The sequence below is a fragment of the Nesterenkonia aethiopica genome, from assembly GCF_039534665.1.
In the GTDB taxonomy this organism is placed as follows: Bacteria; Actinomycetota; Actinomycetes; order Actinomycetales; family Micrococcaceae; genus Nesterenkonia; species Nesterenkonia aethiopica.
The window spans coordinates 54,251-80,692 of record NZ_BAAAVT010000010.1 but is presented as its reverse complement, the minus strand read 5'-3'; the positions used below and the strand labels follow the sequence as shown (position 1 = coordinate 80,692).

The window sequence follows — 26,442 nt, the reverse complement described above, 5'->3', positions numbered from 1 at the left end:
TTGCCGCTGCCGGGCCTCACCCTGGCGCACCCCGGGCCCTCAGCGCTCCCCGGACCTGCTGTGCCGCTCGTCTGAATCCATCCCGCAGATCGCTGCGGTCGAACCGCAGCACGAGCCACCCGTCGGCGAAGAACGCATTGTCCCGCACATGATCGGAGCGGTGCTGTTCTGGCGTGTAGTGGGTGGCTCCCTCGTACTGGATGGCGATCCGCCACTCGGGATAGCCCAGGTCCGCACGCGGGGAACCGGGGACCTCGGCGGCGGCCGGCACCTGGAGCTGCGGCTCGGGGAGACCCTCCCGGATGAGGGCCAGTCGGAGAAGGGTCTCCGGGGGAGAGTCTGACCCTTCACGGATCCACCGCAGCGCGGCCCTGGCGCGTCGCAGTCCAGGTGTTCCTGAGGCGACGTCGACGATGTCATGCAGCTGGTCACGTCCGGTGTGAGGCAGGCTGCGGCCTTCGTACCGGAGATACGGAGTGCGCACCAGCTGGTCTCCGAGCACCACCAGCTGCCGGATCGAACAGTCTGCGGCGAGCTCGATCCAGTTCCGGGCCGGTGAGCTCAGCATATGAGCTCCTTCGAGGACGACGTCCTGGTCCCGCACTGCGCACCGGTGTCCGACGACGCCTCGTCTCTGCACCCGCGTGTCGCGGGAGGCATGGCTGCTGAGGTGGACGGCGGTCTCCTGCGCCAGCCGAGGTGGGAGCCACAGGCCTCGCAGTTGGGCGGCCGTCGTATGGGACACCCAGGTTCCGGGAGTGTCTCGGACCAGCGCGGAGGCGGCGATCAGATGGCGGCGATCCGGCGCAGTCTCCTCCACGAGGGTCCGTGTCGCGTAGACCCCCGGCAGCAGCTTCACCACGTCCTGCCGGCGGAGCCTGTCATCGGGGACTCCGAGGGACCGGGCAGTCCTCCGGGTGAAAGCGGAGTGGAGGAGGTCGTCAGGGAGCGGACGTCGTCGGGGCATGCGACGAGTCTGCCGCGACCGGCCTATCACGCGTCGGCGTTTTCCACAGGCTGTGTCAGACGGACCGGGACGGGACGGCCAGGTCTCGCTCGGGTGGGGAATTCCTCGAGGTGCAGAGCCCGCACAGGAGCATGGACCTCGAAGAATTCCCCACCAGCCGAAGGGGCAGGCTCAGCGGGCGAGGTGCGCCGCCCCAGCCCCAGCCTCAGCTTCAGCCTCAGCTCGGTCGACGGCGGCTGCCTCCACCTCGTCCCCGTCCTCCGCGGTGTCGTCGTCGAACGGCACTCCGGTGCGGCGGGCGGAGTAGAGCTCCATGTCGATCAGGCCCTCCCGCTTGGCGACGATCGTGGGCACCAGCGCCTGGCCTGCCACATTGAGGGCGGTGCGGCCCATGTCCACGATCGGCTCGACGGCCAGCAGCAGGCCCACGCCCTCCAGCGGCAGCCCGAGGGTGGACAGGGTCAGGGTGAGCATGACGGTCGCGCCGGTGGTGCCGGCGGTGGCCGCGGAGCCGATCACCGAGACGAACACGATGAGCACGTACTGGGTGATGGTCAGGTCGAGGCCGAAGAACTGGGCCACGAACAGTGCGGCGATGGCCGGGTAGAGGGCCGCGCAGCCGTCCATCTTGCTCACCGCCCCCAGCGGCACGGCGAAGGAGGCGTACGCGCGCGGCACCCCGAGGTTCCGCTCGGTGACCCGCTGCGTCAGCGGCATTGTGCCCACCGAGGAGCGGGAGACGAAGCCCAGCTGCACGGCCGGCCAGACGCCGGTGAAGTACTGCTTCGCCGAGAGGCCGTTGGCCCGCACCAGCACGGGGTAGACCAGGAAGAACACGATGCCCAGGCCCACGTACATGCACAGCACGAACACGCCCAGCGAGGACAGCGCGTCCCAGCCGTAGGTGGCCACGGCCCGGGCGATGAGCGCCAGGGTGCCGATCGGGGCCAGTCGGATGATCCACCACAGCACCTTCTGGATGATCGCCAGGACCGAGGAGGTCACGTCCAGGAAGGGCTGGGCCTTCCTGCCCAGCAGCATGGCGGCGATGCCGATGGCGATGGAGATGACCAACACCTGCAGCACGTTGAAGGTCAGCCCGGTGCTGATGGTGCCGTCGTCGGCCAGGGAGGAGTTCGCGGTGAGCCCCATGAAGTTGGCCGGCACGAGGGACTCGAGGAACCCGATCCAGGAGCCCTGGCGTCCGGGCTCCGCGGCGGCGTCGGCGGTGACGCCGGTGTGCTGGCCGGGCTGGCCGATCACGCCGATCGCGATCCCGATGAGCACCGAGATGAACGCGGTGATGGCGAACCACAGCAGCGTCTGGCCGGCGAGCCGTGCGGCGTTGGTGACCTCGCGCAGCTGGGCGATGGAGGTCACCACGGCGGTGAACACCAGCGGCACGACGGCGGCGGTCAGCAGGGACACGTAGATGCCGCCGACCTCGGTGACGGTGGCCGTCAGCCAGTTCGGGCCCTCCTCGGTGCCGCCCATGCCGCGGGCGAGGAACCCGACGGCCAGCCCCAGGATGAGGGCGGCCAGGATCTGATTGCCGAAGGACGTCATCCAGGCGGGCAGCCGCCTGGCCGGTGGCGAGTCGGACGTCGTCTCTGCGGACTGCGCAGGTGCAGACATGGGGGTGCTCCGTTCCAAGGTCGTTCCGGACTCCGGGTCCGGGGTGGTCTCACGTCAGGCGGCAGGCGTCTGCCGCGGCACGGAGGGAGGAACGGGGCGCTTGTCCGCACTATTCCGCGTATGTCGCCAGGTTACGGAGGCGTGGTGGCGGTCACGGGGACCGCTGAGGACCTCGGGGCGGACCGACGACGGCGGCGGCGCCTCAGCCCAGGCCGGCCTCGGCGAGGAGCCGGCGCCGCCAGGCCTCGGTGGCGGCGATCTCGTTGAAGGTGAACAGGTGGAATCCGGCGATGTGCGCGCGGCTCTCCGGCAGGCCGCGCACCAGGCCCCGCACGAGGCCGTCGGGGCTGTAGCCGGCGGGGGAGAAGAACCTCCACAGCATGGTGCGCTGCTTCTTCAGGAAATTCGCGGACTGCCCCAGGCCCAGGGAGGCGGAGATCCTCATGAGCTTCTGCCGACTGACGGGCCCGGGCATCCCCGCGTAGACCGGCAGCTCCACGCCGTCGGTCCGCAGCTGGGCGCCCCAGCGGAGGAAGGCGTCGGCGTCGAAGCAGATCTGGGTGAGGATCCTGTGGGCATAGGGGGCCTTGTCCCGCATGGCCTGACGCACCTGCTCGTCGGACAGGCCGGCGTGCCCCTCGGGGTATCCGCCGATGCCGAGGTCCTCGAACAGGTGCATGCGGTCGTGGAGGGCTCGCAGGACGTCCAGGGCTTCGGTGAACACACCGGCGGGCTGTCCGGCGTCGCCGGCGATGACGAACAGCCTGTCCACCCCGCCGGCCTCGAGGCGGGTGAGGATCTGGTCGAGCTCCTCGGGGCCGGTGATGAGCCGGGCCGCCAGATGCGGGGCCACGGTGTAGCCGGCCTGCCGCAGGGCGATCGACGTGGCGATGGTGGGTTCCAAACCCTTGCCGCCGGTGGCGGTGACGGTCAGCGGCACCTCGGTGGGCACATGGGCGCGGACCGTTCCCACGGTGGAGGGGAAGGGCATCACCTCGTAGCTGACGCCGGCGGCGAGCCGGGCGAGCACGGCGCGTTCGTCGTCGTTCCGGGTGAGGGGTCGCGCCATCGTCATCTCCTCGTGCGGGTCGGGCCTGGGGACCAGTATGGGGCCCGCGCCAGGTGGGCCGCCATCGACGCGGCCGCAGGCGCTGCGGGAGACTGGCGTCATGGGACATCGTCTGGCTCAGAGCCCTTCTCTGTACCTGCGTCAGCATGCCGAGAATCCGGTGGACTGGCACCCGTGGGGGCCGGATCCCTTCGAGGAGGCCCGGCGTCGGGATGTGCCGGTGTTCCTCTCCATCGGCTATGCCGCCTGCCACTGGTGCCACGTGATGGCGGGGGAGTCCTTCGCGGACGAGGAGACCGCGGCGGTGCTGAACTCCCGTTTCGTGGCGGTGAAGGTGGACCGGGAGGAGCATCCGGACGTCGATGACGCCTATATGGCCGCCACCCAGACGCTGACCGGCCAGGGCGGGTGGCCGATGAGCGTGTTCACCCTGCCCGACGGGCGGGTCTTCCACGCCGGCACCTACTTCCCGCCGCTGCGGCGCGGCCGTGTGCCGGCCTTCCGGGAGGTGCTCGACGCCGTCCACGCGGCGTGGACGCAGCGACGTCAGGAGGTGGAGGACTCGGCGGAGAAGATCGCCCAGGCGCTCGGTGCGCAGCGGCGACAGCAGTCGCAGATCGCGCTCAGCCCGGTCCTGGGCGACGAGGACGCCGACGGCGGCACCGCGGCGAGCCTTGAGAGCGCCTCCGACGAGTGGGTCGAGGATGCCCTGGCGACGCTGGCCGGTGAGGAGGACACCGTCCACGGCGGTTTCGGCGCCGCGCCGAAGTTCCCGCCCTCACCGCTGCTGGGGTTCCTGCTGGAGGAGTCCTTCTGGCGTTCTCGCCTCACGCACGAGCAGGACGAGATCGCCGGAGAGCTGGCGGTGCGCACCCTGGAGGCGATGGGTCGCTCCGCCCTGTTCGATCAGCTCGACGGCGGCTTCGCCCGGTATGCCACCGACCGTGCCTGGATGGTGCCGCACTTCGAGAAGATCCTGGCGGACAACGCCCAGCTGCTGGGGCATCTGGCACGGCTGAGCGTGCACCCGGCCGCCTCCGCGGCGCAGCGGCGCCGTGCCGAGCATCGGGCGCGGGACACCATCGGGTGGCTGCGTCGCCGCATGGTCACTGCCGAAGGCCTGCTGACATCGTCACTGGACGCGGACACGGTGGATGAGCAGGGCCGTCACGTCGAAGGCGGCACCTACCTGTTCAGCGATGCCGAGATCGTCGACGCCGCCCGTACCGCCGGGCTGGGCATGGACCAGGCTCGCCGGCTGGCCACGCTGAGCCGCGGCGCCCCGCCGGAGGGTGGCCACGTGGACGTCACCACCGGCCGCACCCTGCACTTCTCCGCCCCACTGAGCGCGGAGGACCAGCAGGACTGGGAGGCGGTGGCCGCCGAGCTGCTGCGGCGCCGGGATTCCCGACCCCAGCCGAGTCGGGACGAGAAAGTGGTGGCCTCCTGGAACGCGACGGCGGTCCGCTCCCTGGCCGAGGCCGCGATGCTGTGGGGCGAGGATGAGCCGCTGCACCTCGCCGAGGAGCTGGCCGAGTCGCTGTGGGGCCTGCATGTCCAGCACGGGGACAGCGGCGTCTCCGGCGTCGCCCGGGTCTCCTACGGGGGTCGCACCGACGGCCGCCCGGGCACGGTGGCGGATCATGCCGAGGTGGCCTCAGCCTGCTTCGCCCTGAGCTCCGCCACGGGCCGGCGGTCCTGGCTGGACCGCGGCGTCGCGGTGCTGCGGGCCACCTTGGCCTCCTTCACCCGCCAGGGGGAGCAGGGCTGGGAGGTGCTGGAGAACCTCGACGACGACGGACTGCTCACCGCCGCCCAGGCGGGCCCCAGCCTGGCCGGACCGTTGGACGGCCCCGAGCCGAGTGCGGTGGCCTGCCTGGCGGGCGCGCTGCAGACCGCCGAGGCCCTGGAGGTGCCGCTGGAGCTGCGGGCCACGGACCTGCTGCACCATGTGCGGCTGGTGGCGGCGAAGGCGCCGACGGTGGCGGGGGCGAGCCTGGTGGTGGCGCGCCGGGCCGCGCGGCGCTCGCCGGCGCTGCGGATGCTGGCCGCCGACGTCGACGACGCCCGGCAGGTGCGCCGGACGGCCGCGCTGGCGGGGATCCCGGTGGAGCCGGTGGAGCTGCCTGCGGATGCGCCTGCCGGAGGGCTTCAGCTCATCGTGTGTCTCAATGCGCCCTCGGCGATGGTGTGTCTTCCGCCGGTGGGGACCGTGGAAGAGGCGTTGGAGGCGATCAGCCCAGCAGGGCGAACATGATGGCGATGTAGTGGCAGATGAACCCGATGAGCGTGCAGGCGTGGAAGAGCTCGTGGAAGCCGAACCACTGCACGGAGATGTTGGGGCGCTTCAGCGCGTAGAACACGGCCCCGGTGATGTAGGCGGCGCCGCCGGCGCAGATGAGGATCGCGGCTACGAGGTCGGCGGCGAAGAAGTCTCCCAGGAAGACGAGCGCGGCGAGCCCGAGGATCACGTAGACGGGGGTGTAGAGCCAGCGCGGCGCCGACGTCCAGAACAGTCGGAAGGCCACGCCGCCCAGTGCTCCGACCCACACGCCGATCATCAGGATGAGGTCCTTCGGGGCAGGCAACAGCGCCAGGGTCAGGGGCGTGTATGTCCCGGCGATGATGAGCATGATGTTGGTGTGGTCCAGGCGTTTGAGCAGCAGCTTCGTGCGCGGCGACCAGCGGCCCAGGTGGTAGGTGGCGCTGACGGCGAAGAGCAGCAGCCCGGTGATCGCGTAGACCACGGAGGCGGCGCGCAGCGTCCCGGTGGGGGCCAGGGCGATGAGCACGATCCCGGCGGCCAGGGCGAGCGGGACCATGCCGGCGTGGAGCCAGCCGCGCATCTTCGGCTTCAGCGGCATCTCGGAGTCGAACAGGCGATCGACCGGTGCGACTCCGCCGCTGGGCTGCGCGCTGCCGGAGCCGTGTGCGCCGGCGGGCCGGTGGTGGTCGTCGACGCGCGCTCGGCGGGCGTCGAGGTCAGACTGCGGTGCCATGGAACCAGTCTAGTGACCCCAAGTGACCTATGGGTAACTTTGTGTCGAAAGGCTCATCTCGGCGCGCGAGCGGCGAACCGTCCGGACAGCACGACCACCACCACGACGACGGCGGGCACGATCCAGCCGGTCCATCCCGTGATGGTGGCGTGCAGGGGGTCGAAGGTCGCATCCGCGGCGATGAAGATCACGTAGGTGGAGGCAGCCGCGTTGAGGGCACTGTGGGCCAGGGCCGCGGGCCAGACCGAGCCGCTGCGCAGGCGCAGCCAGCCGAAGACGCCGCCCATCACTGTGCACAGGCCCACCATCGCCGCCAGCGCCAACCAGCCTGGGGTCCCCGGATAGTTGTAGCCCAGCAGGATCAGCGGGGCATGCCACAGCCCCCAGATCACTCCAGAGATCCCGATGGCGCCCCAGGGCCCGAAGCGCATCAGGCGGGGCAGCATCCAACCGCGCCACCCGACCTCTTCGCCCAGGGCGGGCAGCAGATTGATGATCAGGGCGGCGATGAGCACATTGACCACCTGAAGGGCCGCGAGCGTCTCGATCGGCAGCGGGAGCTCCTCGACCCCTACTTGCGCCAGCTGCTCCTCGGTGATCTGCGCGAAGCCGCTGAGCCCGGTGAAGTCGGCGGGGAAGACGCCGGCGAGGTGGCCGATCGGCAGGGCGGCCAGGCACAGGAGAATCGGCACCGTCAGCCCCAGGGCCAGGTGACCCACGAGCCTGCCTGCCGGGCGCAGCGGCACCAGGCCCAGTGCCCGGGCCTTGTGCTGCGGCTTCTCCACCAGGAAGACCACCGCGAGAGCCGCCACTGTCGGGGTGAACATCATGGCCACCGCGACCAGTGTGAACCACGGGGAGGACAGCCCGTCACCGAGCCACAGCGGCAGTGCGACCAGCCAGGCCAGCCCGTAGGCGGCGGCGAGGAAGATCGGCATCGGCATCCTCGTCACGTCGCGCTGAGTCTCAGGGATCTGCATGTGACTCCTCGTCGAGGCCCTCATGCATCAGGATGTGCTTGGCCGCACGGTCGGCCCGGAGCACCAAGCCTGCCATGACCGCCCCGAAGGCGGCGATGCAGGCTCCGGTGTACCACCCCTCCACGCCCGCCGGGAGCGGGCGTCCTGTGCTGTACAGCACGACGCCCACGGTCAGCGAGGCGGCGCTCGTGCCCACCGTGGCCCAGCTCCAGGGGAGCGCCGCCGCATGGGCGGTCTCCCAGGCCTTCTCTGATGCGGTCGTGGCCCAGGTGCGGATCCCGATGAGGTCGTTGCGTGGCCCGGAGCGGCCGGTGAAGCAGACGACGACGATCAGCAGCGAGCAGTGGAGGAGAGCAGCGGGGGCGATGAGTGCTGTTCCGTCCATAGGGCGATGCTACCGGGTGGGCTCCTGCGGTGACCTGGGATGACGTGGGCGGATGGGCATCGGCGCCCTGCCGATCAGTGCTCCGCCTCCACGGGGACGTCCACCGCCCGCCACGGCTGGGACCACGGGCGTTCGGCATGCTCGCTGCGCCCGGGGACATCGACGACCACCTCATCCTGGCCGGTCGTCGGCCACAGCACGGTGGCCACCGCCCAGGCGCCGACCTCGGCGTCGGCATCGTGGCCGAATCCCCGATCGCCGGCGATCACCCGCCAGGGGTCGCCGTGCTCGATGATGAACCCGTCCCTGTCGGAGCCTTCGACGTGCTCCGTGCTGCCGAGCTCCAGCGGGAACTGCCGCTCGTCCCCGACAAGAAGCGTCAGCGCGTCCACCTGATGTCCTGGGCTGTAGGGGTTGTCGTGCCCCTCGTGCATGCCCAGGTCCCCGAAGCTCAGTGCCCAGGCCAGCGGGCCGGCGTGCTCCTCGCCGTCGAAGGGTTCGGTCACCTCCACCCGCACACGGCCGACCAGCAGGTCGCCGGCGGGGCGGACCTCTTCCACGGTGACCTCCACCGCACCCCCGTGGGGGCCGCTGACAGTGATCGGCTCATCCGCGGTGCCCACCGGTCCGTCGGTGGGCGGGAGTTCGGTGACGTCGTCGTCGCCGCTCGTGTCGCCGTCGTCGGACTCCTCGGACGGGGAGTCGGCCGCGAGGCCAGGGGTGTAGTGCAGCTCCACCCGCCGATTGAGGGCCCGACCCTGATCCGAGTCGTTGCTGGCCACCGGTTCGTGGAAGGCTCGGCCGTCGGTGCTGACGGTGAAGTCCTCCAGGTCGGTCAGCTCGCCGAGCCGCTGGTGCACCGCCTCGGCCCGATCCTCGGAGAGCTGCTGATTGTGCTCCAAGGAGCGTACGTCGTCGGTGTGACCGATGATCTCGAGCTCCCCGCCGTCAGCACGCTCGAGCTCTTCGGCGGTGGCCTGCAGGGCGGCGTCCGCGTCGTCGGTGAGCGTGTGCTCGTCGATGTCGAAGAGGATGTCGGAGTCCAGAGTGATCGTGGCCTCGTGGTCGGACTCGCGGATCTGGACGTCGCCGTCGGCGAGCTCCCGGTGGACCTGCAGGTCCCAGGTGGTCTCGTGGACCTCCACCAGCTCGCTCAGCGCATCCTGCACCGGAAGGTAGTCGGAGGTGTCCACCTCCTCGGCGTCGACGATCCCGACGTCTTCGATCAGCCCCAGGTAGGGCAGCAGCACAGCCGTGGCGTCGGTGCCGGGGTCGCGGTGGACCCCTGCCCAGCGGACCGGCCCGTCTCCGGCCCGAGCGCTGGCCTGTTCGACGTCCGCCAGGTGTTCCTCGGAGGTGCCGTCGGTCGCGTAGGCGGGGAAGGACAGCGTCATCGCCTCGGTGTCCACCACGCGCACCTCGTGAGGGTGCATGCCGTAGCGCTCCAGGTGGTACTCGCCGTCGGGGGACGTCGCCTCATAGGTGATGAGTCCGTTGAGCAGTCCGTCCTCGTCCTCGCCGGTGGGGACACGGACGAAGGGGTGGACCACGACCCGCAGATCGACCTCCTCCATGGCGTCGAAGTTCCACACGGTCTGCTCCACCACCACCGGCTCCGTGAGGTCCGGCTCCTCGTCCTCCTCGTCGGCGTCGTCAGGATCCTCGTTCGGTTCCTCGTTCGGCTCCTCGGTCGGCTCCTCGGTCGGCTCCGCTGGCGGCGGGGTGCTCTCGGGGCCGCAGCCCAGGGCCAGCAGGACGACGCCGACGACGGCGGCATGCCGCAGCGATCCGCCGCGGGACCGGGCAGACCTGGGCAGCGGTTTCTCACGGTCACGGGGGTGGTCACTGCGCTGTGCCATGGGGATCAGCTGCTTCCGTCTGGTCGTCAGTCGTGAGTTCACTATCGCAAATACTCCACGGGGTGTCAACGGATCAGCCGTACTGGGCGGTACCGTGGTGGAGCACGAGACGGCGCTGACCGATGGAGGCCGCATGGGGCTGAGGAATCTGGCCTACAGCATGTACGAGTCACGGCTCAGCCGCGCCCTGCCCAGGGACAGGATGCCTCAGCACATCGGAGTGGTGGTGGACGGCAATCGCCGCTGGGCCAAGCTGGCCGGCACGCCGACCGCCGACGGGCATCTCGCCGGGGCCAACAAGATCGTGGAGTTCATCGACTGGTGCGCCGATCTGGGGATCCCGACGGTGACTCTGTACATGCTCTCCACCGACAACATGAACCGTTCCGCCGACGAGCTCGACCAACTCATGGAGATCATCGGCGACACGCTGGACCGTCTCGCCGAGAGTCGCCCCGGCGGCCGTCCGGTCAGGGTCCACCCGGTGGGGGCTCTGGAGATGCTGCCCGAGCCGCTGGCCGCCCGGCTGCGTCAGCTGGGCGAGCGCAACGCCGCGGCAGCGGAGCCGGTGTCGGAGGCCTCCGGAGGCAGGGGCGACGACACCGATACCGGCACCGGCACTGAGGCCGAGACTGTCACGACCCGCACCGGCAGCATCCGACGCATCGTGCGGCGGAGCCGGGAGCAGGCCCCGGTGGTGCATGTCAACGTCGCCGTCGGGTACGGGGGCCGACAGGAGATCGTAGACGCAGTCAAGGAACTCCTGCGTGATGCGGAGACCGCCGGGCGCGGACTTGCCGAGGTGGCCGAGGAGCTGACTCCGGGATCCATCTCTCAATGGCTCTACACCCGGGGGCAGCCCGACCCGGATCTGATCATCCGCACCTCCGGGGAGCAGCGGCTCAGCGGATTCCTGATGTGGCAGTCCGCCTACTCCGAGTTCTACTTCTGCGAGGCGCTGTGGCCGGACTTCCGCCGCGTGGACTTCGTCCGTGCCCTGCGCGACTATGCCCAGCGGCAGCGCCGGTTCGGCAGCTGAGGGGCAGGCCCGTGACGCACCTGTCGCGCAGCGTTCACCGAATCGTCATGTGACACTCCGCACAGCTGACGCGCTCAGGCTCCGCCCAGCCCCTAGTCTGGGGACTGTCAGGTATCTGACCGGGGAGGCCCACACATATGCCGAGTGGCAGCAGGGGTCGGTCCGGCCCCTGGTGGGGGCCGAGCCGCAACCAACGTCCGACCATCGATGCGGGAACACCTGAGGTTCCGTCGACGTGGACGTCCACGCTCCTGGTGAGCGCCGTGGACGACCGCACGGCGGGGCCTCTTCTCGTTTCCGGACTGGAGTAACCGTGGCCGTCACCACTGAAGTCCCAGCACCTGCCGAGCACTCGGCCGACTCTGTCGCCCAGGAGGTCGCCCAGAAGTCCTATGTGCTCGACACCTCGGTCCTGATCTCGGACCCGAAGGCGATCCTGCGGTTCGCCGAGCATGAGGTGATCATCCCCGTCGTCGTGATCTCCGAGCTGGAGAGCAAACGTCATGACTCCGATCTGGGCTACTACGCCCGGTCCGCTCTGCGGCTCCTGGACGACCTGCGCGTCGCCCACGGGGCGCTGAACCAGGCGATTCCGCTCAACGAGGAGGGCGGGCACCTGATCGTGGAGCTCAACCACATCTCCCTGGACGTCCTGCCCCATGGGTTCCGCGGCACGGACAACGATTCCCGCATCCTCGCGGTGGCGAAGAGCTTCGCCGATGAGGGCCGGGACGTCACCGTGGTCTCCAAGGACCTGCCGATGCGGGTCAAGGCCTCGGCCATGGGGCTCGAGGCCGATGAGTATCGGAACGAATGGGTGACCGACTCGGGATGGACCGGGCTGGCGGAGATCGCCGCCACCGAGCAGCAGGTCTCCGAGCTCTACGCCGGAGAGCGGATCGACCTCGAAGAGGCCTCCGACCTCCCGGCGAACACCGGGCTGATCATCTCCTCCGGCAGCGGCTCGGCGCTGGGCCGTGTCAAGGCCTCGGCCGGTGAGCCGTTGGCGGACGAGCCGCGGGCCACGCATGTGGAGGTCGTCCGCGGGGACCAGGAGGTCTTCGGCCTCCACGGCCGTTCTGCCGAGCAGCGGTTGGCCATCGACTTGCTCATGGACCCGGAGGTCGGGATTGTCTCGATGGGGGGTCGCGCGGGGACGGGGAAGTCCGCGCTGGCCCTGTGCGCCGGATTGGAGGCGGTTCTGGAGCGCCGCGAGCACAGGAAGATCATCGTGTTCCGGCCGCTCTACGCCGTCGGCGGCCAGGAGCTGGGCTACCTGCCCGGCACCGAGGCGGAGAAGATGAACCCCTGGGGCCAGGCCGTCTACGACACCCTCGGAGCGCTGGTCAGTGAGAACGTCCTCGAGGAGGTGACCCACCGGGGCATGCTGGAGGTGCTGCCACTGACCCACATCCGGGGGCGATCACTCCATGATGCCTGGGTGATCGTGGACGAGGCCCAGTCGCTGGAGAAGAACGTGCTGCTCACCGTGATGAGCCGCATGGGCCAGAACTCCAAGATCGTGCTCACCCACGACGTCGCCCAGCGCGACAACCTGCGGGTGGGCCGGCACGACGGCGTCGCCGCCGTCGTCGAGCTGCTGAAGGGCAACCCGCTGTTCGGCCACGTCACCCTCACTCGGTCGGAGCGCTCACGGATCGCCGCGCTGGTCACCGAGGTGCTGGAGACTCCCTGAGAGGCGAACCTTCCCTCATCCGGATCAGGCCCGGGCCGCACGGTCGGCTCGGGCCTGCTTCGTGAAGAAGAACGCCACGACGACGCCGGCGACCGCCCCGGCCAGGTGTCCTTCCCAGGACACCCCCTGGCCTGAGGTGATCGGGAGCATGCCCAGTATCAGGGAGATGCCCTGGAAGAACAGCACGAACAGGGCGCAGACGACGGCGAGCACTCGGCGGGTCATCAGCCCATAGGCCACCAGGAACGCGGCGAACCCGTAGACGACCCCGGAGGCGCCCACCTGCAGCGGTGTGATGCAGGCGTCGAAGCCGTCGGGGTGGTTGCAGATCCAGTTGCTGGCCGGACGTCCGATCAGCCAGAGCAGGGAGCCGGAGATCAGCCAGATGCTGGTCATCACCAGCAGGAAGCGCCGCACCAGCAGGGCGATGAGGCCGCCCAGCAGCAGCCAGGACATCGTGTTGCCCATGACATGTCCGAAGCCGCTGTGCAGCAGGGGAGTGAAGAGGATGCCGGAGAGCCCGTCCAGGGTCCGGGGCCGCAGCCCGAAACTGCGATTGAACCAGTCGCCGGCCGCGATGCTGATCAGCCAGACCGCCCACATCGCCAGCACCGGGACCACCACGGGCGCGAAGGTGCGCACCAGGTGTCGCCGGGCGTCCTGCCACAGGGTGCCCCAGGAGTCGCGGCCCTGCGGTTCGCCCGCCGGTCCCCTCGACGTGGAGATGTCCCTCATGCTGCCTCGCTCCTTGAGCTCGCTGCCGGTCTCGTCACCGTCCTGACCTGGTCTCCATTGTAGGAGGGCGCTCACGCGTCGAACGCTGTCCTGGGTTCAGGCTGTCCCACGGAGGCCACCAGCTCGGCGGCGAGGTCCCGCAGCTTGACGTTCCGATTGTTGGAAGCTTTCTGCAGGATCGTGAACGCTTCTTCCTGGCTGCACCGGTTCTGGGTCATGATTACCCCCACCGCCACGTCGATGACGGTCCTGGACTCCATCGCCCGGCGTCGATCGGCGGCCTCCTCGGCCTCTCGGGCGATCCTGACCGCCACCGACAGGGCGCGCGAGGCCAGCGCGGCGTGGTCACGGGCGCGCTCGACGTCTGCGTCTCCGAATCCGGACGGCTCCGGCGTGTAGAAGTTCATGGCCGCGGCCCCGGCCCCCTGCAAGGTGAGCGGCACGGCGAGGATGCTGCGGAGGCCCGTCTGACGCACAGCCTCCATGTAGGCGGGCCAGCGGGTCTCGTAGCGGACGTCCGGGACCCGGATGAGGGTCTCAGTACGCTGAGCGTCGAGGCAGGGCCCTTCGTCGAAACCCGCCTGGGTCTCATCGAGCGTCTTCGCGTGAGGGCTGCTCCACCCCACCACCACATTGCGACGATCCCGCTTCAACAGGACTCCGCATTCGGTGGCTCCCGGGACACCGACTTCGACGGCGGACAGGCGCGCCAGGTCGTGGAGGAATCCGGACATATCGTCGTTCTCGGCCAGCAGGTCGTAGAGCCTCTCCGCCGGGGAGGCGGGGCGGTCGTCCGGTGTCATCGCAGGTCCTCTCGGCGTGGGGGTCCTTCCCGCGGGCGTCGGCGCAGATCCGCCCAATATAGGCCACGATGCGGCCAGCGGGAGCGCCTGACGGCCGGATACCCCTCGGCGGCCGACAGACCCTTCCAAAGAATGCATTCCCTATGATTCAGTGGTAGTCGGGTCTAGCAGCAGGCCCGCCTTCTGCACCGTCCGAGGAGTGGATGATGCACAGCCCTCTTGACATCGATGTCGCTCCCGACAGCCTGCGCGGGGCCCTGAGGATCAGGGTCCGTGGAGCATTGACGGCGCGGACCGCGCCGCGGCTGATCACCTTCCTGGAGCGCCGTGCCCACCTGCCCGACAGTCCCGAGCTGGTCGTGAGCCTCTGCGGTCTCGACGAGGTCGACCCCGACGCCCGGAACCAGGTCATGGACCATGTGGCCGAGCACAACGCACGCGCTGACGTGCCCACGATCAGCCTGGACCTTCCGCTGCCCGACGACGCTCCCGCGCAGTGGGACGAGTCCTCGCCTGCGACGGAGCCGACCGGACGCCAGGGCACCACCGTGCGGGAGGTCATGGTGCCGATCGGTGCGACGATCTCCTGCACCCAGACGCTGCGGGAGGCCGCCGACCGGATGCCCGAGCAGGGATGCCTGGTGGTCCTGGGGCTTTCGCACCAGCCGCAGGGGGTCATCCCTCGCGACCACCTGCACCGGCTGAGGCAGTCCGACGATCCGCAGTGGCGGCACAAGCTCTGCGCCTCCGCGGAGGAGGCCTTCGTCGGGGAGGTCTCGGTGGACTCGGCCCCGCCTCCTGACGGCGTCGCCGGACCGCTGGTGGTGCTCGACGGGGACGAGCCCGTCGGCGTCGTGTACGTCGAGACGGCCTGGCAGAGAGACCCGCTGGTCTGAGCGGCTCGGCCGTCCACAGGTCGGCGGTGACCGGTTCCACCGGCGAAGGGATCCTCCGTAGGCTGGAGAGGTGATCCTCTTCATCGGCGACCTTATGACCTCGGGGTCTGGTGCGGAATTCCTCGCCGGGGCGCTGCTGCTCCTGGGAGGCGCGATCTTCGAGGTGTGCGCGGTGGCGCTGAGCTTCATCGACCTGACCGAGCACCGCCTCCCGAACCGCATCCTCTACCCGTGGGCGGGGGTGACCACCGGGATCCTGGTCTTGGTGGCCCTGCTGCTCGGTGATCTTCCCGGGCTGCTGCGCGGCGTGGCGGCAGGGCTGCTCTGGGGGTTCGTGTTCCTCCTGGTCCGACTCGTCCACCCGCCGTCCATCGGCATGGGGGACGTCAAGCTCGCAGTCGTGCTGGGCCTCTACACGGGCTTCCTCGGCTGGGTGACCGTCGCCGCCGCCGTCGTGCTCTCCTTCGTCCTGGCCGGGGTGGTGGCCATCATCCTGCTGATCACCCGCCAGGCCGATCGGCGGACCAGGATCGCCTTCGGCCCGTTCCTGATCATCGGCACGGCGCTGGCGCTGATCGGCAGCTGAGCGGCTACGCTGTCAGCCGATGGCACCCACACCTGATTTCATCCGTGACCTGCGCACCCACATCGGCAGCGCTGATCTGTGGATCCCTGCCGTCCGGGGCGTGGTCGTGCGCCGGCACGACGCCGGCGCCGCGCTGCAGGAGCCGGAGGTGCTGCTGGTGAAGCGCAGTGACAACGGCGCGTGGACCGTCACCTCCGGGATCCTGGAGCCCGGCGAGCAGCCCGGCGAGGGCGCGGTCCGGGAGATCGAGGAGGAGACGGCGGTCGTCGCCCGTCCGGTGCGGGTGGCCGGGGTCTTCGCCACGCACCTGGTGCAGTACGGCAACGGCGACCGCTGCCGCTACCTGGACACCGTCCTGGAGATGGAGCCGGTCTCGGGCGATCCGCGGGTCAACGACGACGAGTCGGTGGAGGTCGGCTGGTACCCGGTCTCCGCCCTGCCGGAACCGCTGGCCGAGGATCAGCGGATGGTCATCGGGTGGGCGCTCGACGACGGCGCCCCGGCCCGGCTCCTCACCGGCTGAGCTCAGCGAAGACCTTCCCTGGGTTCAGGATCCCGGCGGGGTCGAAGAGCTCCTTGATCTGCCGCTGCAGGGCGAACTGGTCGGCGCCGAGCTCGTCGACGAGCCACCGGCGCTTCAGCAGCCCCACACCATGCTCCCCGGTCAGGGTGCCGCCCATGGCCAGCGCCATCTCGAAGATCCGTCCGGCGGCCTCCCAGATCCGCTCCGGCACACGGTGGCCCTCGAAGGAGAACGTGGGGTGCAGGTTGCCGTCGCCGGCGTGGGCGGCGGTGGGGATGAGCACCCCGCAGTCCTGCTCGATGCGACGGATCTCGGCGAAGGCGTCCGCCATGCGGTCCAGCGGCACGGCCACGTCCTCGATCAGCGGAGTGCCGCGGGCCTCCAGGGCCGGGAACATCTGCCGGCGCAGCCCGAAGAGACGCTGCGCCTCTGCCTGGTCCCGGGCCACCTGGACACGGCCCCCATGGGACTGCAGGATCGCCGCGCAGGCCTGCAGCTCGGCCGCGGCGGACTCGCCGTCGCACTGCAGCAGCAGGAACGCCTGGCCGCCCTGCGAGGGGTCCTCACCGGTGAAGGAGGTCAGGGCGTCCAGGCAGGGCCGATCCAACAGCTCCATGGCGGCCGGAATGTGACCCGCGTGGACCAGTGCCGAGGAGGCGGCCGCGGCGTCGACGATGCTGCTGAAGGTCGCCGTCAGGGTCGGGGTCTCCCCGCTCACCGCCGGACGCAGCCTCAGCGTGGCCTCCACGATGATCCCCAGCGTCCCCTCCGATCCGATCATCAGGGCGGTGAGGTCGTAGCCCGTGACGCCTTTGACGGTGCGGCGGCCGACGTCGAGCCGGCGCCCGTCGGCCAGCACCACGGTCAGCCCCAGCACGGACTCCCGGGTCACCCCGTATTTGGCGCACAGGAGCCCACCGGCGTTCATCGCGATGTTGCCGCCCACCGTGGAGATGTCCTTGCTGGCCGGGTCCGGGGACCACCACAGGCCATGCTCGGCCAGCTGTGCGTCGAGCCGCCCGTTGATCACCCCGGCCTGCACGACCGCCAGCCGGTTCTGCGGAGAGACCTCCAGGACCCGGTCCATCCGCTCCAGGCTCAGCACGATCTCCCCGTCTCCGGCGGTGGCGCCGCCGGCCAGCCCAGTGCCCGCCCCGCGGGCGACCACGGGCGTGCCGTGGGCGCTCGCGGTGCGGCACACGTGCTGCACGTCCTCGACGCTCTCGGCGAGGACCGCCGCCACCGGAAGACCCTCGCCCACATGACCGGACCGATCCGTGGACAGCGCCCGCAGGGCCGCCGGATCGGTGGTGACCCGTCCGGGCAGTGCGGCCTCGAGCTCGGCGACGACGGCTGCGGACATGACAGGGCCTCCTGGAGGGGCGAGTGGGGATCGGCGCGGTGGGGATCAGCCCGGCTGGGTCATGGACTTCACGTCGAGGGCCTCGTCCAGCTGCGCCTCGGTGAGCTCGCCGCGCTCCAGGTAGCCCAGCTCCACCACGGCCTCCCGGACCGTCACCTTGTTCTTGACCGCATGCTTGGCGATCTCGGCGGCGGCCTCGTAGCCGATGTGCTTGTTCAGCGGGGTGACCACCGAGGGGGAGGCGCCGGCGAGGAACGCACAGCGATCCTCGTTGGCGGTGAGCCCGGAGATCATCTTGTCCGCCATCACGTAGGAGGTGTTCTTCAGCAGGCGGATCGACTCCAGCAGGTTCGCCGCCATCACCGGGATGCCGACGTTGAGCTCGAAGGCCCCGTTGGTGGAGGACAGTGCCACGGTGGTGTCGTTGCCGATCACCTGGGCGCACACCTGGATGGCGGACTCACAGATGACCGGGTTCACCTTGCCCGGCATGATCGAGGATCCCGGCTGCAGGTCCGGGATGGCGATCTCGCCGAGCCCGGTGTTGGGGCCCGAACCCATCCAGCGCAGGTCGTTGTTGATCTTGATCAGCGAGTAGGCGATGTTGCGCAGCTGACCGGAGGCCTCCACGAGCCCGTCCCGGTTCGCCTGCGCCTCGAAGTGGTCGCGAGCCTCGGTCAGGGGCAGGCCGGTGTCCTCGGCCAGGTGGGCGATGGCCTTCTCCGCGAAGCCCAGGGGGGTGTTGATGCCGGTGCCTACGGCGGTGCCGCCCAACGGGACCTCGGCCACGCGCGGCAGGGAGGACTCGATGCGCTCGATGCCGTAGCGGACCTGCGCCGCGTAGCCGGCGAACTCCTGGCCCAGGGTCACCGGGGTGGCATCCATCAGGTGGGTGCGGCCGGACTTCACGACGTCGGCGAACTCGGCGGCTTTGGCCTCCAGGGCCTCGGCCAGGTAGGCCAGGGCGGGCTTGAGGTCGTTGATCAGCGCACCGGTGGCGGCAACGTGCACCGAGGTGGGGAAGACGTCGTTGGAGGACTGCGAGGCGTTGACGTGGTCGTTGGGGTGGACCTCCTTGTCCGAGCCCTTCTCCTGCAGCGCCTGGTTGGCCAGGGTGGCCAGCACCTCGTTGGTGTTCATGTTGGAGGAGGTGCCGGAGCCGGTCTGGAACACGTCCACTGGGAAGTGCTCGTCCAGCTCGCCGGAGGCCACCTTCTCGGCGGCGCCGGCGATGGCCTCGGCGAGCTCGCCGTCAAGCACGCCCAGCTCCTGGTTGGCCAGGGCTGCGGCCTTCTTCACCCGGGCCAGCGCCTCGATGTGGGCGCGCTCCAGGGTGCGTCCGGAGATGGGGAAGTTCTCCACGGCGCGCTGGGTCTGGGCCCGGTACAGCGCGTGGGCAGGCACCTTCACCTCACCCATGGTGTCTCGCTCGATGCGGTATTCGGTCTCAGCAGCAGAGTTCTGGGTCATGGGCCCATTCTATGGACGCCGGTGAGGCTCCGCGTCGAGCCGTCGCACTGTGAAGCGCGTCGTGTGATGTGCTCAGACTTCGCCGGTGGTGCTGACCAGGTCCGCGCGTCCCTCCGCCAGCCGGTAGGTCACACCGATCACCGCGGTGCGTCCGTCCTGGACGGCCTCGTAGATGGCGCGGGAGTGCTCGGTGATCCGTGAGACCGTCTGCTTCACGTGCTCCTCCACGGTCTCGTTGACCGTGGTCAGTCCCTGGCGCTGGGCGGCCAGCACGGAGGGCGTGATGCGCTCCACCAGGCTGCGCACGAATCCGGTGGGGGTGGTGGCCGAGGCTGCGGACTCCATGGCGGCGGTGACGGCACCGCAGGAGTCATGGCCGAGCACCACGATCAGCGGCACCTCCAGCACGTCCACGCTGTACTCCAGGGACCCCAGGACGGCGTCGTCGATCACCTGGCCGGCGGTGCGGACCACGAACACGTCGCCCAGTCCGACGTCGAAGATGATCTCTGCGGCCAGCCGGGAGTCCGAGCAGCCGAAGATCACGGCCATCGGGTGCTGCCCGTCGGTCAGCGAGCTGCGGCGGGCCGCGTTCTGGTTGGGGTGGGCGACCTCCCCGGAGACGAACCGGGCGTTGCCGGCCTGCAGGCGCTCCCAGACCTCAGCGGGGCTGGGGGCGGGGGAAGGACTGATGGCGTCGGTCATCGTACTCCTCGGGGGTGGTGGAGATGCTGGGCGGGCAGGTGCTCTCAGCCTAGGGCAGGGCGGATCACGGGGCTGTGTCGGAGTCCTCATCGGTGTCGGCGCCGGGGCTGGGGTCGGCGTCGTCCCGCGGGTCTTCGCCCAGGGACGCCACCACGGCCTCCAGGGCGAGGTCGAACTCCTCCTCGGAGGCGTCTCCGCCGATGACCACGGTGGTGCCGTCGACGTCGTTCTCCTCCTCGGTGAGGACATAGTAGGTGCGGTCACGGTCGCCGTCACGGACCTCGAACTCCAGGCCGTCCACCGTGTGCGTGCCGGCGGGGGAGGCCTGCCGGGTCTCTTCGGCGATCCAGGTGGGGTTGCCCTGGGCGGTCTGGGCGAAGCCGATGAAGTCGACCGCGTCGGTGGTGTAGCCGACCTCCCAGACGGGCACACCGTGCTCCGGCCTGGTCTCCCAGCGGGCGTAGTTCGCGGACCATCCCTCCGGCACCTCGGGGGCCAGGGGTGCGAAGGTGGCGACGTCGGCCACGTAGGCGGCCTCCTGGTGGACGTCCTCGTCCCGCTGGTAGGGCTCCACGTCCGGCTCAGGGTTCATCATGTAGAACGCGGCGACCGCTCCGACCGTCACGGCCATGGTGATGATCATCGCGGTCATCGGCTGCGAGATCCGCTTCGACTGGGCGGGGGTCAGCTGGGGCTTGGGCGGGGCCTGGTCCTGTTCGCGTTCTGTCACCCGCCCATTGTCCCAAAGTTCTGCCGGTGCTCCGTCCACCTGACCGTCAATGACGGGCGGGAAGCTCCTCGGCCAGCACGGCATAGCCGACGCCGTCCTGCCAGCCGAGGTCCCGGTGCAGCGACTCCCGGACCGTGGAGGTCTCGCGGCGCATGCCCAGGGCCTCCATGAGCCGCCAGGAGCCGGTGTTCTCGGCGAAGCAGCCGGCCTGCATCCTGCGGACACCCAGGTCAGCGACCAGCTCCATGAGAGCCCGTACCGCCTCCCGGGCATATCCATGGGCCTGGTGCTGCGGAGCGAGGGTCCAGTCCAGCTCGACCTGCGTGCCCCGGGCCTGATCGGCCGCCTCCTGCTGGGCCCAGCCGTCCTGCAGCCGCGCGCCCACATCGCCGAGCAGCGCGCCATCCGTCCGCAGTCGCACGGTGAACTTGGAGCCCTGGGGCAGCCACCGGTCGCAGAGCTGCTCCGGGGCCTCGTACCGGCGGGACATCCAGTGGGTGGTCTCCGGCAGGCGCCAGTACTCCCAGACCTCGTCGAGGTCGGCGGCCGTGAACGGGCTCAGGGTCAGCCGCTCGGTGAGCACCGGGAACGCCGTGCCTCGGGCCGCGCAGAGCTCGTGGAAGGTGCGCTGAGAGGTCGTGTCCGCGGTCATAGGTGTCAGCCTAGCGCCGTACAGTGGTGCTGATGAGTCAGGATCAGCCCGACGACGCAGCACCCGCACCTGTGGGCAGGACCGGCCTGCAGTGGGGCACCTATCTGCGCAACACGCTGCTCGTCCTGGTGCTGCTGCTGATGCTCTGGCTGGCCTTCAACGTGCGGCTGCCGTCCGTGGACGAGCTGCGTGCGGACATGGAGAGCCTCGGCTGGGCGGCCTGGATCGTGTTCGTGCTGCTGTACGCGATCGTGGCCATGACTCCCATCCCGGTGACGATCATGGCGGTCACCGGCGGGCTGCTGTTCGGCATCGTGGAGGGCAGCGCCCTCTCGATCATCGGCGTGTTCATCGGCTGCTGGGGCGCCTACTGGCTGGCCCGGGCGCTCGGACGCGCCACCGTGGTGAAGATGCTGGGCACCCACGCCGACACCGTGGAGCGGCATCTGGCCGACGCCGGGTTCCAAGCGGTGGCCACGCTGCGGCTCATGCCCGGCCTGCCGTACTGGCCGGTCAACTACGGCTCCGGCGCGTTCGGAGTCTCTCAGCGGGACTTCCTGGTGGCGGGGCTGATCTCCACCGTCCCGGGGCAGGTGTCCCTGGTCGCCGTCGGCTCGTTCATCTCCGAGCCGGGCGTGGTCCCGGCCGCGGTGGTGCTGTGCGCCTGGGCGGTGGTGGTCACCATGACCATCTGGGCGCTGCGCGCCTGGAAGGGCACCTCATCGCGCCCGCTGCCGGGTGACCGGTTCCGTCGACGCAGCTGAGGCCGCCTCGGCCCGGCACACGACCTGCTCGGCGTGGCGGATCAGCGGCAGGTCCACCATCGCCCCGCGGAACCGGAAGGCACCGCCGTGGTGGGGCACCTGCGCCAGGAGGGCGCGGGCGTGCTCCAGCTCCTCGGCCGTGGGCGCGTAGGCCTGCCGGATCAGCGGCACCTGGGACGGGTGGATGCAGGCCTTGGCCGCCCAGCCGCTGGCCACCGCGTCAGCGGCCTCCTCCGCCAGGCCCGTGACGTCGTCGATGTCCGCATAGATCGCGTCGATCCCGGCGGCGCCGTGGGTGGCGGCGGCGAGCAGCACCTGGGCGCGGGCCTGCCGGGCCACGTCCCGGTAGCGGCCGTCGGCGCGCCGGGAGGAGCTGCCTCCGAGGGAGGCGATGAGGTCTTCGGCGCCCCACATCACCGCCACCACCTGCGGGTGGGAGGCGATCTGCTCGGCCCGGGTGGCGCCTGCGGCGGTCTCGCACAGCGGGATCAGTCCGACCCCGGGCAGCGCCTCAGCGGCTGCGGCCACGTCCTGCGCGGACTCGGTCTTGGCGAGCATCACCAGCTCCACCGGGCTGCCGGCCAGCAGGGCGACGTCGGCGTGGAAGTCTTCGGTGCCGGCAGGGCTGATCCGCACCACCGTCCGGGCCCGCAGGTCCGCGCCCCCCGGGCCGGCCAGCGTATCCAGGTGCGCACGCAGGTGATCGCGAGCCGCGGGCTTGTCCGGCTCAGCGACGGCGTCCTCCAGGTCGAGGATCACCGCATCGGCCCGCTCGGCGGCCTTGGCGTAGCGTTCGGGACGATCGGCCGGGCAGAACAGCAGGGTGGGCCCGGCGGTGAACGCCCGACCGCTGACCTCACGACGGCGGCTCATGCGGATCCTCCTGAGGTGCCTTCTGCTGTGCCGGACCGGTGGGCCTCCTCGGAGACCCAGAGCATCACGGAGCGGACGCATTCGGCCACCAGGGTGCCCTCCTGGTTGCGGCCTCGATGCCGGATCCGGGCGATGCCCTGCCCGGGACGGGAGCCGGAGGGGCGCGTGTCCAGGATCTCCGACTCCGAGTACAGGGTGTCGCCGTGGAACAGCGGATGCGGGAACGAGACGGCCTCGAAGCCGAGGTTCGCCACGATGGTGCCCTGCGTCAGCTGCGCCACCGACGCGCCGACCAGCGTGGACAGGGTGAACATCGAGTTCACCAGGGGCCGGCCGAAGGGCTGCTGGGCGGCCCAGTGGGCGTCCAGATGCAGGGACTGGGTGTTCATGGTCAGGGTGGTGAACCCGACGTTGTCCGCTTCGGTGACGGTGCGTCCCGGTGCGTGCCGGTACACCGCCCCGACCTCGATCTCGTCCAGGTAGAGCCCTCGCTGCTGGATGATTCGCTGCTCGCTCATGCGTCCAGCCCCAGGCTCCGGGCGATCAGCATCAGCTGCACCTCGGTGGTGCCCTCCCCGATCTCCAGGATCTTGGAGTCCCGGTAGTGCCGGGCGACGACGGACTCGTTGATGAACCCGTAGCCGCCGAACACCTGAGTGGCGTCGCGGGCGTTGTCCATGGCGGCCTCCCCGGCGATGAGCTTGGCGATGGCGGCCTCAGTCTTGAAGGGACGGCCCTCCAGCATGCGGGCCGCGGCGTCGTAGTAGGCCAGCCGGGCCGAGTGCGCCCGGGCCTGCATGCGGGCGATCTTGAAGGAGATCGCCTGGTTGGTACCGATCGCGGCGCCGAAAGTCTCCCGTTCCTTGGCGTAGCGCGCCGCCTCGTCCACACAGCCCTGGGCCGCGCCGGTGGCCAGGGCGGCGATCGCGATCCGGCCTTCATCCAGGATCCCCAGGAAGTTCGCGTAGCCGCGGCCGCGCTCGCCGAGCAGGTTCTCCTGCGGCACGCGGACCCCGGACAGGGTCAGCGGATGCGTGTCCGAGGCGTTCCAACCGACTTTGTCATAGGCGGGCTCTGCGGTGAACCCGGGAGTGTCGGTGGGCACCAGGATCGTGGAGATCTCCTTCTTGGTCCGGCCGTCGGGCAGCTGCTGCTCCCCGGTGACGGCGGTGACGGTGACCAGGGAGGTGATCGTGGTGCCGGAGTTGGTGATGAACTCCTTGGTGCCGTCGATGACCCACTCGTCGCCGTCGAGGACCGCCCGGGTGCGGGTGCCTCCGGCGTCGGAGCCCGCCTCGGACTCGGTGAGCCCGAACCCGGCCAGCCGTCGACCGCTGGTCAGCTCCGGCAGCCAGCGCTGCTTCTGCGCCTCGGTGCCGAACCGGTGGATGGGCATGGCCCCCAGAGAGACGCCGGCCTCCAGGGTGATCGCCACCGACTGGTCCACCTTCGCCAGCTCCTCCAGCGCGAGGCACAGCGCGAAGTAGTCGCCGCCCTGACCGCCGTGCTCCTCGGGGAACGGCAGTCCGAACAGCCCCATCTCACCCATCTGGGCGATCACCTCGTAGGGGAAGGAATGGTCGGCGTCGTGCGCCGCAGAGACGGGGGCGACCACCTCCTGGGTGAAGTCGTGGACGGCCTCCTTCAGGGCCTGATGCTCCTCGCTGAGCACATGGTCCATACGTAGATCCACTTCTCACTCCTCCTTCGTCACGGTCGCCAGCACCTGGCCGAGCGACACCTGCTCCCCGGCGGCGACGGCGAGGTTCGCCGTCCCGTCGAACGGGGCGAGCAGCCGATGCTCCATCTTCATGGCCTCGATCGTCACCAGCGGGTCCCCGGCGCGGACCGTGTCGCCGCTGGTCACGGCGACGGCGATCACGGTGCCGGGCAGCGGGGCGGTCACCTCGGGGGCGGCCTCGGTGAGCTCCGCCTCCCGCTGGGCGAGTGCGGTCAGGGTCTGGGTGGTCCGGTCGGCCACGGTCAGCCGTGCCGTGACCCCGTCGGCCCAGGCCCAGACGACGACGCCGGCGTCGGAGCGGTCTCCGCGGGCCAGGGCGACCGATCTGCTGCGCCCGTGCCGGGTGAGCAGGTGGGTGCCCGGTCCGCCGTCGGGCGTGGCGGGGCCGTCCAGGGAAGCTGTGCCGTCGAGGGGGACGGTGGTGGTCAGGGTGTGGCCGTCGGCACCGGCGTGGGTGACCAGCACCGAGGGCACGGCCTGCTCGGCGGCGCGCCAGCCGTCGCAGGCCCATCCTTCGCCAGGAACCGGCCGGGGCTGGGCGACCAGCAGGGCGGCGGCGGTGAGCAGATCGTCGTCCGGTCGGGGGAGTGCAAGGTCCGGCAGTCGCCGCGCGATCAGGGTGGTGTCCAGGCGTCCGGCCCGGACGTCGTCATCGTCGAGCAGGCCCCGCAGGTAGGCCAGGTTGGTCTCCACTCCGAGGATGACCGTCTGTCCGAGCGCCCGGTGCAGACGGGACAGGGCCTGGGCCCGGTCCGGGGCGTGGGAGATGACCTTGGCCAGCATGGGGTCATAGTCGATGCCGACGGCCTGTCCGGCCCGCAGTCCGGTGTCCACACGGACCCCCTCGCCGGCGGGCTCGTGGAGTCGCAGCACCGTCCCGGTGGCCGGGAGGAACCCGGCCTCGGGCTGCTCGGCGTACACCCGGGCCTCGACGGCGTGCCCGGTCAGCCTCACGTCCTCCTGGGTCAGCGCCAGGGGCTGACCGGCGGCGATCCGGATCTGCTGCTCCACCAGGTCCACCCCGGTGATCTCCTCGGTGACGGGGTGCTCCACCTGCAGCCGGGTGTTCATCTCCATGAAGAAGAACGTCCCGGGGTCCTCGTCGGAGACGAGGAACTCGACCGTGCCGGCCCCGCGGTAGTCCACGCTCCGGGCGGCCTGGCACGCCGCCTCGCCCAGCCGGGCCCGGATCTGCTCACCGTCCTCGGTGTCCAGCAGCAGGGGGGAGGGTGCCTCTTCGATCACCTTCTGATGACGGCGCTGCAGGGAGCATTCGCGTTCGCCCAGGTGGATGACGTCGCCGTGGGAGTCGGCGAGGACCTGGACCTCGATGTGCCGGGGGCTGCGGATCAGCTGCTCGATCATCAGCGAGTCGTCGCCGAAGGCCGCCTGGGCCACGCGGCGGGCCGCCGGCAGAGCCTCGGCCAGCTCCTCGGGGCGCTCCACGACCTGCATGCCTTTGCCGCCGCCGCCCGCTGAGGGCTTGATCAGCACCGGGTAGGTCATCCCGGCGGCGGCCTCGACGAGGGCGTCGTCGTCGAGGCCCGGGGCGGACACGCCGTCGACCAGCGGCACCCCGGCCGCGGCCACATGCTCCTTGGCCCGGATCTTGTCCCCCATGATCTCCAGCGCCTGCGCCCCGGGGCCGATGAAGACGACTCCGGCGGCCTCGCAGGCCCGCGCGAAGGAAGCGTTCTCGGAGAGGAAGCCGTAGCCGGGGTGGATGGCCTCGGCCCCGGTGGTGCGGGCGGCCTCGATCACGGCGTCGACGTCCAGATAAGAGGCGGAGGCCGCGGCGGGGCCGAGGCAGACCGAACGGTCAGCCATCCGCACGTGGGCGGCGTCGACGTCGGCCTCGGAATGTACGGCCACCGCGGTGATGCCCAGGCGATGCAGGGTGGAGATCACCCGGCAGGCGATCTCTCCGCGGTTGGCCACCAGGACGGTGGTGAAGAGCTGGTCCATGCTGGCC

The 26,442-nt window shown here is 70.4% G+C and carries 24 protein-coding genes and 1 pseudogene; 7 read left to right on the top strand and 18 right to left on the bottom strand.

Annotation, left to right across the window (positions count from 1 at the left end):
* Positions 1 to 16 precede the first annotated feature (16 nt).
* The 3 genes from ABD658_RS09055 to ABD658_RS09045 form a co-directional block, all read right to left on the bottom strand.
* Positions 17 to 967: an endonuclease domain-containing protein gene (locus tag ABD658_RS09055; RefSeq protein ID WP_344683837.1), complete on the bottom strand. Its 951-nt coding sequence runs from the start codon at positions 965 to 967 to the stop codon at positions 17 to 19.
* Between the two features lie 171 nt (positions 968 to 1,138).
* On the bottom strand, positions 1,139 to 2,602 hold the full coding sequence (locus ABD658_RS09050) for a dicarboxylate/amino acid:cation symporter (protein ID WP_344683839.1): 1,464 nt from the start codon (positions 2,600 to 2,602) through the stop codon (positions 1,139 to 1,141).
* A gap of 202 nt (positions 2,603 to 2,804) precedes the next feature.
* Positions 2,805 to 3,671: a methylenetetrahydrofolate reductase gene (locus ABD658_RS09045; protein WP_344683841.1), complete on the bottom strand. Its 867-nt coding sequence runs from the start codon at positions 3,669 to 3,671 to the stop codon at positions 2,805 to 2,807.
* Positions 3,672 to 3,771: 100 nt separating this feature from the next.
* On the opposite strand from ABD658_RS09045, the gene ABD658_RS09040 reads away from it, so the two are divergent.
* Positions 3,772 to 5,928: a thioredoxin domain-containing protein gene (locus tag ABD658_RS09040; RefSeq protein WP_344683843.1), complete on the top strand. Its 2,157-nt coding sequence runs from the start codon at positions 3,772 to 3,774 to the stop codon at positions 5,926 to 5,928.
* On the opposite strand, the gene trhA is transcribed toward ABD658_RS09040, so the two are convergent.
* From trhA to ABD658_RS09020, 4 genes are all read right to left on the bottom strand, one after another.
* Entirely contained in the window at positions 5,906 to 6,535 is a 630-nt protein-coding gene (trhA, locus tag ABD658_RS09035; RefSeq protein ID WP_311026075.1) for a PAQR family membrane homeostasis protein TrhA, read from the bottom strand. The genes ABD658_RS09040 and trhA overlap by 23 nt on opposite strands.
* A 188-nt stretch (positions 6,536 to 6,723) precedes the next feature.
* The gene (locus tag ABD658_RS09030) at positions 6,724 to 7,650 is read right to left on the bottom strand and encodes a CPBP family intramembrane glutamic endopeptidase (protein WP_344683847.1); all 927 of its coding nucleotides are present in this window, start codon (positions 7,648 to 7,650) and stop codon (positions 6,724 to 6,726) included.
* Positions 7,637 to 8,035: an SdpI family protein gene (locus ABD658_RS09025; protein WP_344683849.1), complete on the bottom strand. Its 399-nt coding sequence runs from the start codon at positions 8,033 to 8,035 to the stop codon at positions 7,637 to 7,639. The genes ABD658_RS09030 and ABD658_RS09025 overlap by 14 nt, the downstream gene beginning before the upstream one ends.
* 74 nt (positions 8,036 to 8,109) lie before the next feature.
* Entirely contained in the window at positions 8,110 to 9,894 is a 1,785-nt protein-coding gene (locus tag ABD658_RS09020; RefSeq protein ID WP_344683851.1) for an OmpA family protein, read from the bottom strand.
* Between the two features lie 202 nt (positions 9,895 to 10,096).
* Here ABD658_RS09020 and uppS point away from each other — a divergent pair.
* Both uppS and phoH2 read left to right on the top strand, forming a co-directional pair.
* A pseudogene (uppS, locus tag ABD658_RS09015) lies at positions 10,097 to 10,933 on the top strand (polyprenyl diphosphate synthase); the annotation flags it as partial.
* A gap of 394 nt (positions 10,934 to 11,327) precedes the next feature.
* On the top strand, positions 11,328 to 12,629 hold the full coding sequence (gene phoH2, locus ABD658_RS09010) for an RNA 5'-3' helicase PhoH2 (protein ID WP_344683892.1): 1,302 nt from the start codon (positions 11,328 to 11,330) through the stop codon (positions 12,627 to 12,629).
* A gap of 24 nt (positions 12,630 to 12,653) precedes the next feature.
* Here the strand turns inward: phoH2 and ABD658_RS09005 are convergent, their stop codons facing one another.
* Both ABD658_RS09005 and ABD658_RS09000 read right to left on the bottom strand, forming a co-directional pair.
* The gene (locus ABD658_RS09005) at positions 12,654 to 13,364 is read right to left on the bottom strand and encodes a rhomboid family intramembrane serine protease (RefSeq protein WP_344683855.1); all 711 of its coding nucleotides are present in this window, start codon (positions 13,362 to 13,364) and stop codon (positions 12,654 to 12,656) included.
* 71 nt (positions 13,365 to 13,435) lie between these two features.
* The gene (locus ABD658_RS09000; protein WP_344683857.1) at positions 13,436 to 14,167 is read right to left on the bottom strand and encodes a GAF and ANTAR domain-containing protein; all 732 of its coding nucleotides are present in this window, start codon (positions 14,165 to 14,167) and stop codon (positions 13,436 to 13,438) included.
* A 203-nt stretch (positions 14,168 to 14,370) separates the two neighbouring features.
* Between ABD658_RS09000 and ABD658_RS08995 the strand changes: the two genes are divergently transcribed.
* The 3 genes from ABD658_RS08995 (at position 14,371) to ABD658_RS08985 (ending at position 16,172) form a co-directional block, all read left to right on the top strand.
* Positions 14,371 to 15,063, top strand: coding sequence for a hypothetical protein (locus ABD658_RS08995; protein ID WP_344683859.1), 693 nt, complete (start codon positions 14,371 to 14,373; stop codon positions 15,061 to 15,063).
* 70 nt (positions 15,064 to 15,133) lie between these two features.
* Positions 15,134 to 15,649 (top strand): prepilin peptidase, encoded by a 516-nt coding sequence (locus ABD658_RS08990; RefSeq protein WP_344683861.1) that lies wholly within the window; start codon positions 15,134 to 15,136, stop codon positions 15,647 to 15,649.
* Between the two features lie 19 nt (positions 15,650 to 15,668).
* On the top strand, positions 15,669 to 16,172 hold the full coding sequence (locus ABD658_RS08985; protein WP_344683863.1) for an NUDIX hydrolase: 504 nt from the start codon (positions 15,669 to 15,671) through the stop codon (positions 16,170 to 16,172).
* Here ABD658_RS08985 and ABD658_RS08980 read toward each other — a convergent pair.
* The 5 genes from ABD658_RS08980 to ABD658_RS08960 form a co-directional block, all read right to left on the bottom strand.
* Positions 16,162 to 17,535 carry an FAD-binding oxidoreductase gene (locus ABD658_RS08980; RefSeq protein ID WP_344683865.1) on the bottom strand — a complete coding sequence of 458 codons (1,374 nt, stop codon included), beginning with the start codon at positions 17,533 to 17,535 and terminating at the stop codon, positions 16,162 to 16,164. The genes ABD658_RS08985 and ABD658_RS08980 overlap by 11 nt on opposite strands.
* 45 nt (positions 17,536 to 17,580) lie before the next feature.
* Positions 17,581 to 19,005: a class II fumarate hydratase gene (locus ABD658_RS08975; RefSeq protein WP_311026041.1), complete on the bottom strand. Its 1,425-nt coding sequence runs from the start codon at positions 19,003 to 19,005 to the stop codon at positions 17,581 to 17,583.
* Between the two features lie 72 nt (positions 19,006 to 19,077).
* Positions 19,078 to 19,710 (bottom strand): carbonic anhydrase, encoded by a 633-nt coding sequence (locus ABD658_RS08970; protein ID WP_344683868.1) that lies wholly within the window; start codon positions 19,708 to 19,710, stop codon positions 19,078 to 19,080.
* Positions 19,711 to 19,774: 64 nt separating this feature from the next.
* Complete coding sequence (locus ABD658_RS08965; protein ID WP_344683870.1) at positions 19,775 to 20,440, bottom strand: DUF4245 domain-containing protein; 666 nt, start codon at positions 20,438 to 20,440, stop codon at positions 19,775 to 19,777.
* A 46-nt stretch (positions 20,441 to 20,486) separates the two neighbouring features.
* Positions 20,487 to 21,092, bottom strand: a complete 606-nt coding sequence (locus ABD658_RS08960) for a GNAT family N-acetyltransferase (RefSeq protein ID WP_344683872.1) — start codon at positions 21,090 to 21,092, stop codon at positions 20,487 to 20,489.
* Between the two features lie 32 nt (positions 21,093 to 21,124).
* On the opposite strand from ABD658_RS08960, the gene ABD658_RS08955 reads away from it, so the two are divergent.
* The gene (locus tag ABD658_RS08955; RefSeq protein WP_344683874.1) at positions 21,125 to 21,856 is read left to right on the top strand and encodes a TVP38/TMEM64 family protein; all 732 of its coding nucleotides are present in this window, start codon (positions 21,125 to 21,127) and stop codon (positions 21,854 to 21,856) included.
* Here the strand turns inward: ABD658_RS08955 and ABD658_RS08950 are convergent.
* The 4 genes from ABD658_RS08950 to ABD658_RS08935 are packed head-to-tail and all read right to left on the bottom strand — an operon-like array spanning position 21,812 to position 26,435.
* Positions 21,812 to 22,729, bottom strand: a complete 918-nt coding sequence (locus ABD658_RS08950) for an HpcH/HpaI aldolase/citrate lyase family protein (RefSeq protein ID WP_344683876.1) — start codon at positions 22,727 to 22,729, stop codon at positions 21,812 to 21,814. The genes ABD658_RS08955 and ABD658_RS08950 overlap by 45 nt on opposite strands.
* Positions 22,726 to 23,247, bottom strand: coding sequence for a MaoC family dehydratase (locus ABD658_RS08945; RefSeq protein WP_344683878.1), 522 nt, complete (start codon positions 23,245 to 23,247; stop codon positions 22,726 to 22,728). The genes ABD658_RS08950 and ABD658_RS08945 overlap by 4 nt, the downstream gene beginning before the upstream one ends.
* Positions 23,244 to 24,410, bottom strand: a complete 1,167-nt coding sequence (locus ABD658_RS08940) for an acyl-CoA dehydrogenase family protein (RefSeq protein WP_344683893.1) — start codon at positions 24,408 to 24,410, stop codon at positions 23,244 to 23,246. Before ABD658_RS08940 ends, ABD658_RS08945 begins: the two co-directional genes overlap by 4 nt.
* A 15-nt stretch (positions 24,411 to 24,425) precedes the next feature.
* A complete protein-coding gene (locus ABD658_RS08935) occupies positions 24,426 to 26,435 on the bottom strand; it encodes an ATP-binding protein (RefSeq protein ID WP_344683880.1) in 2,010 nt (669 codons plus the stop codon).
* Positions 26,436 to 26,442 lie beyond the last annotated feature (7 nt).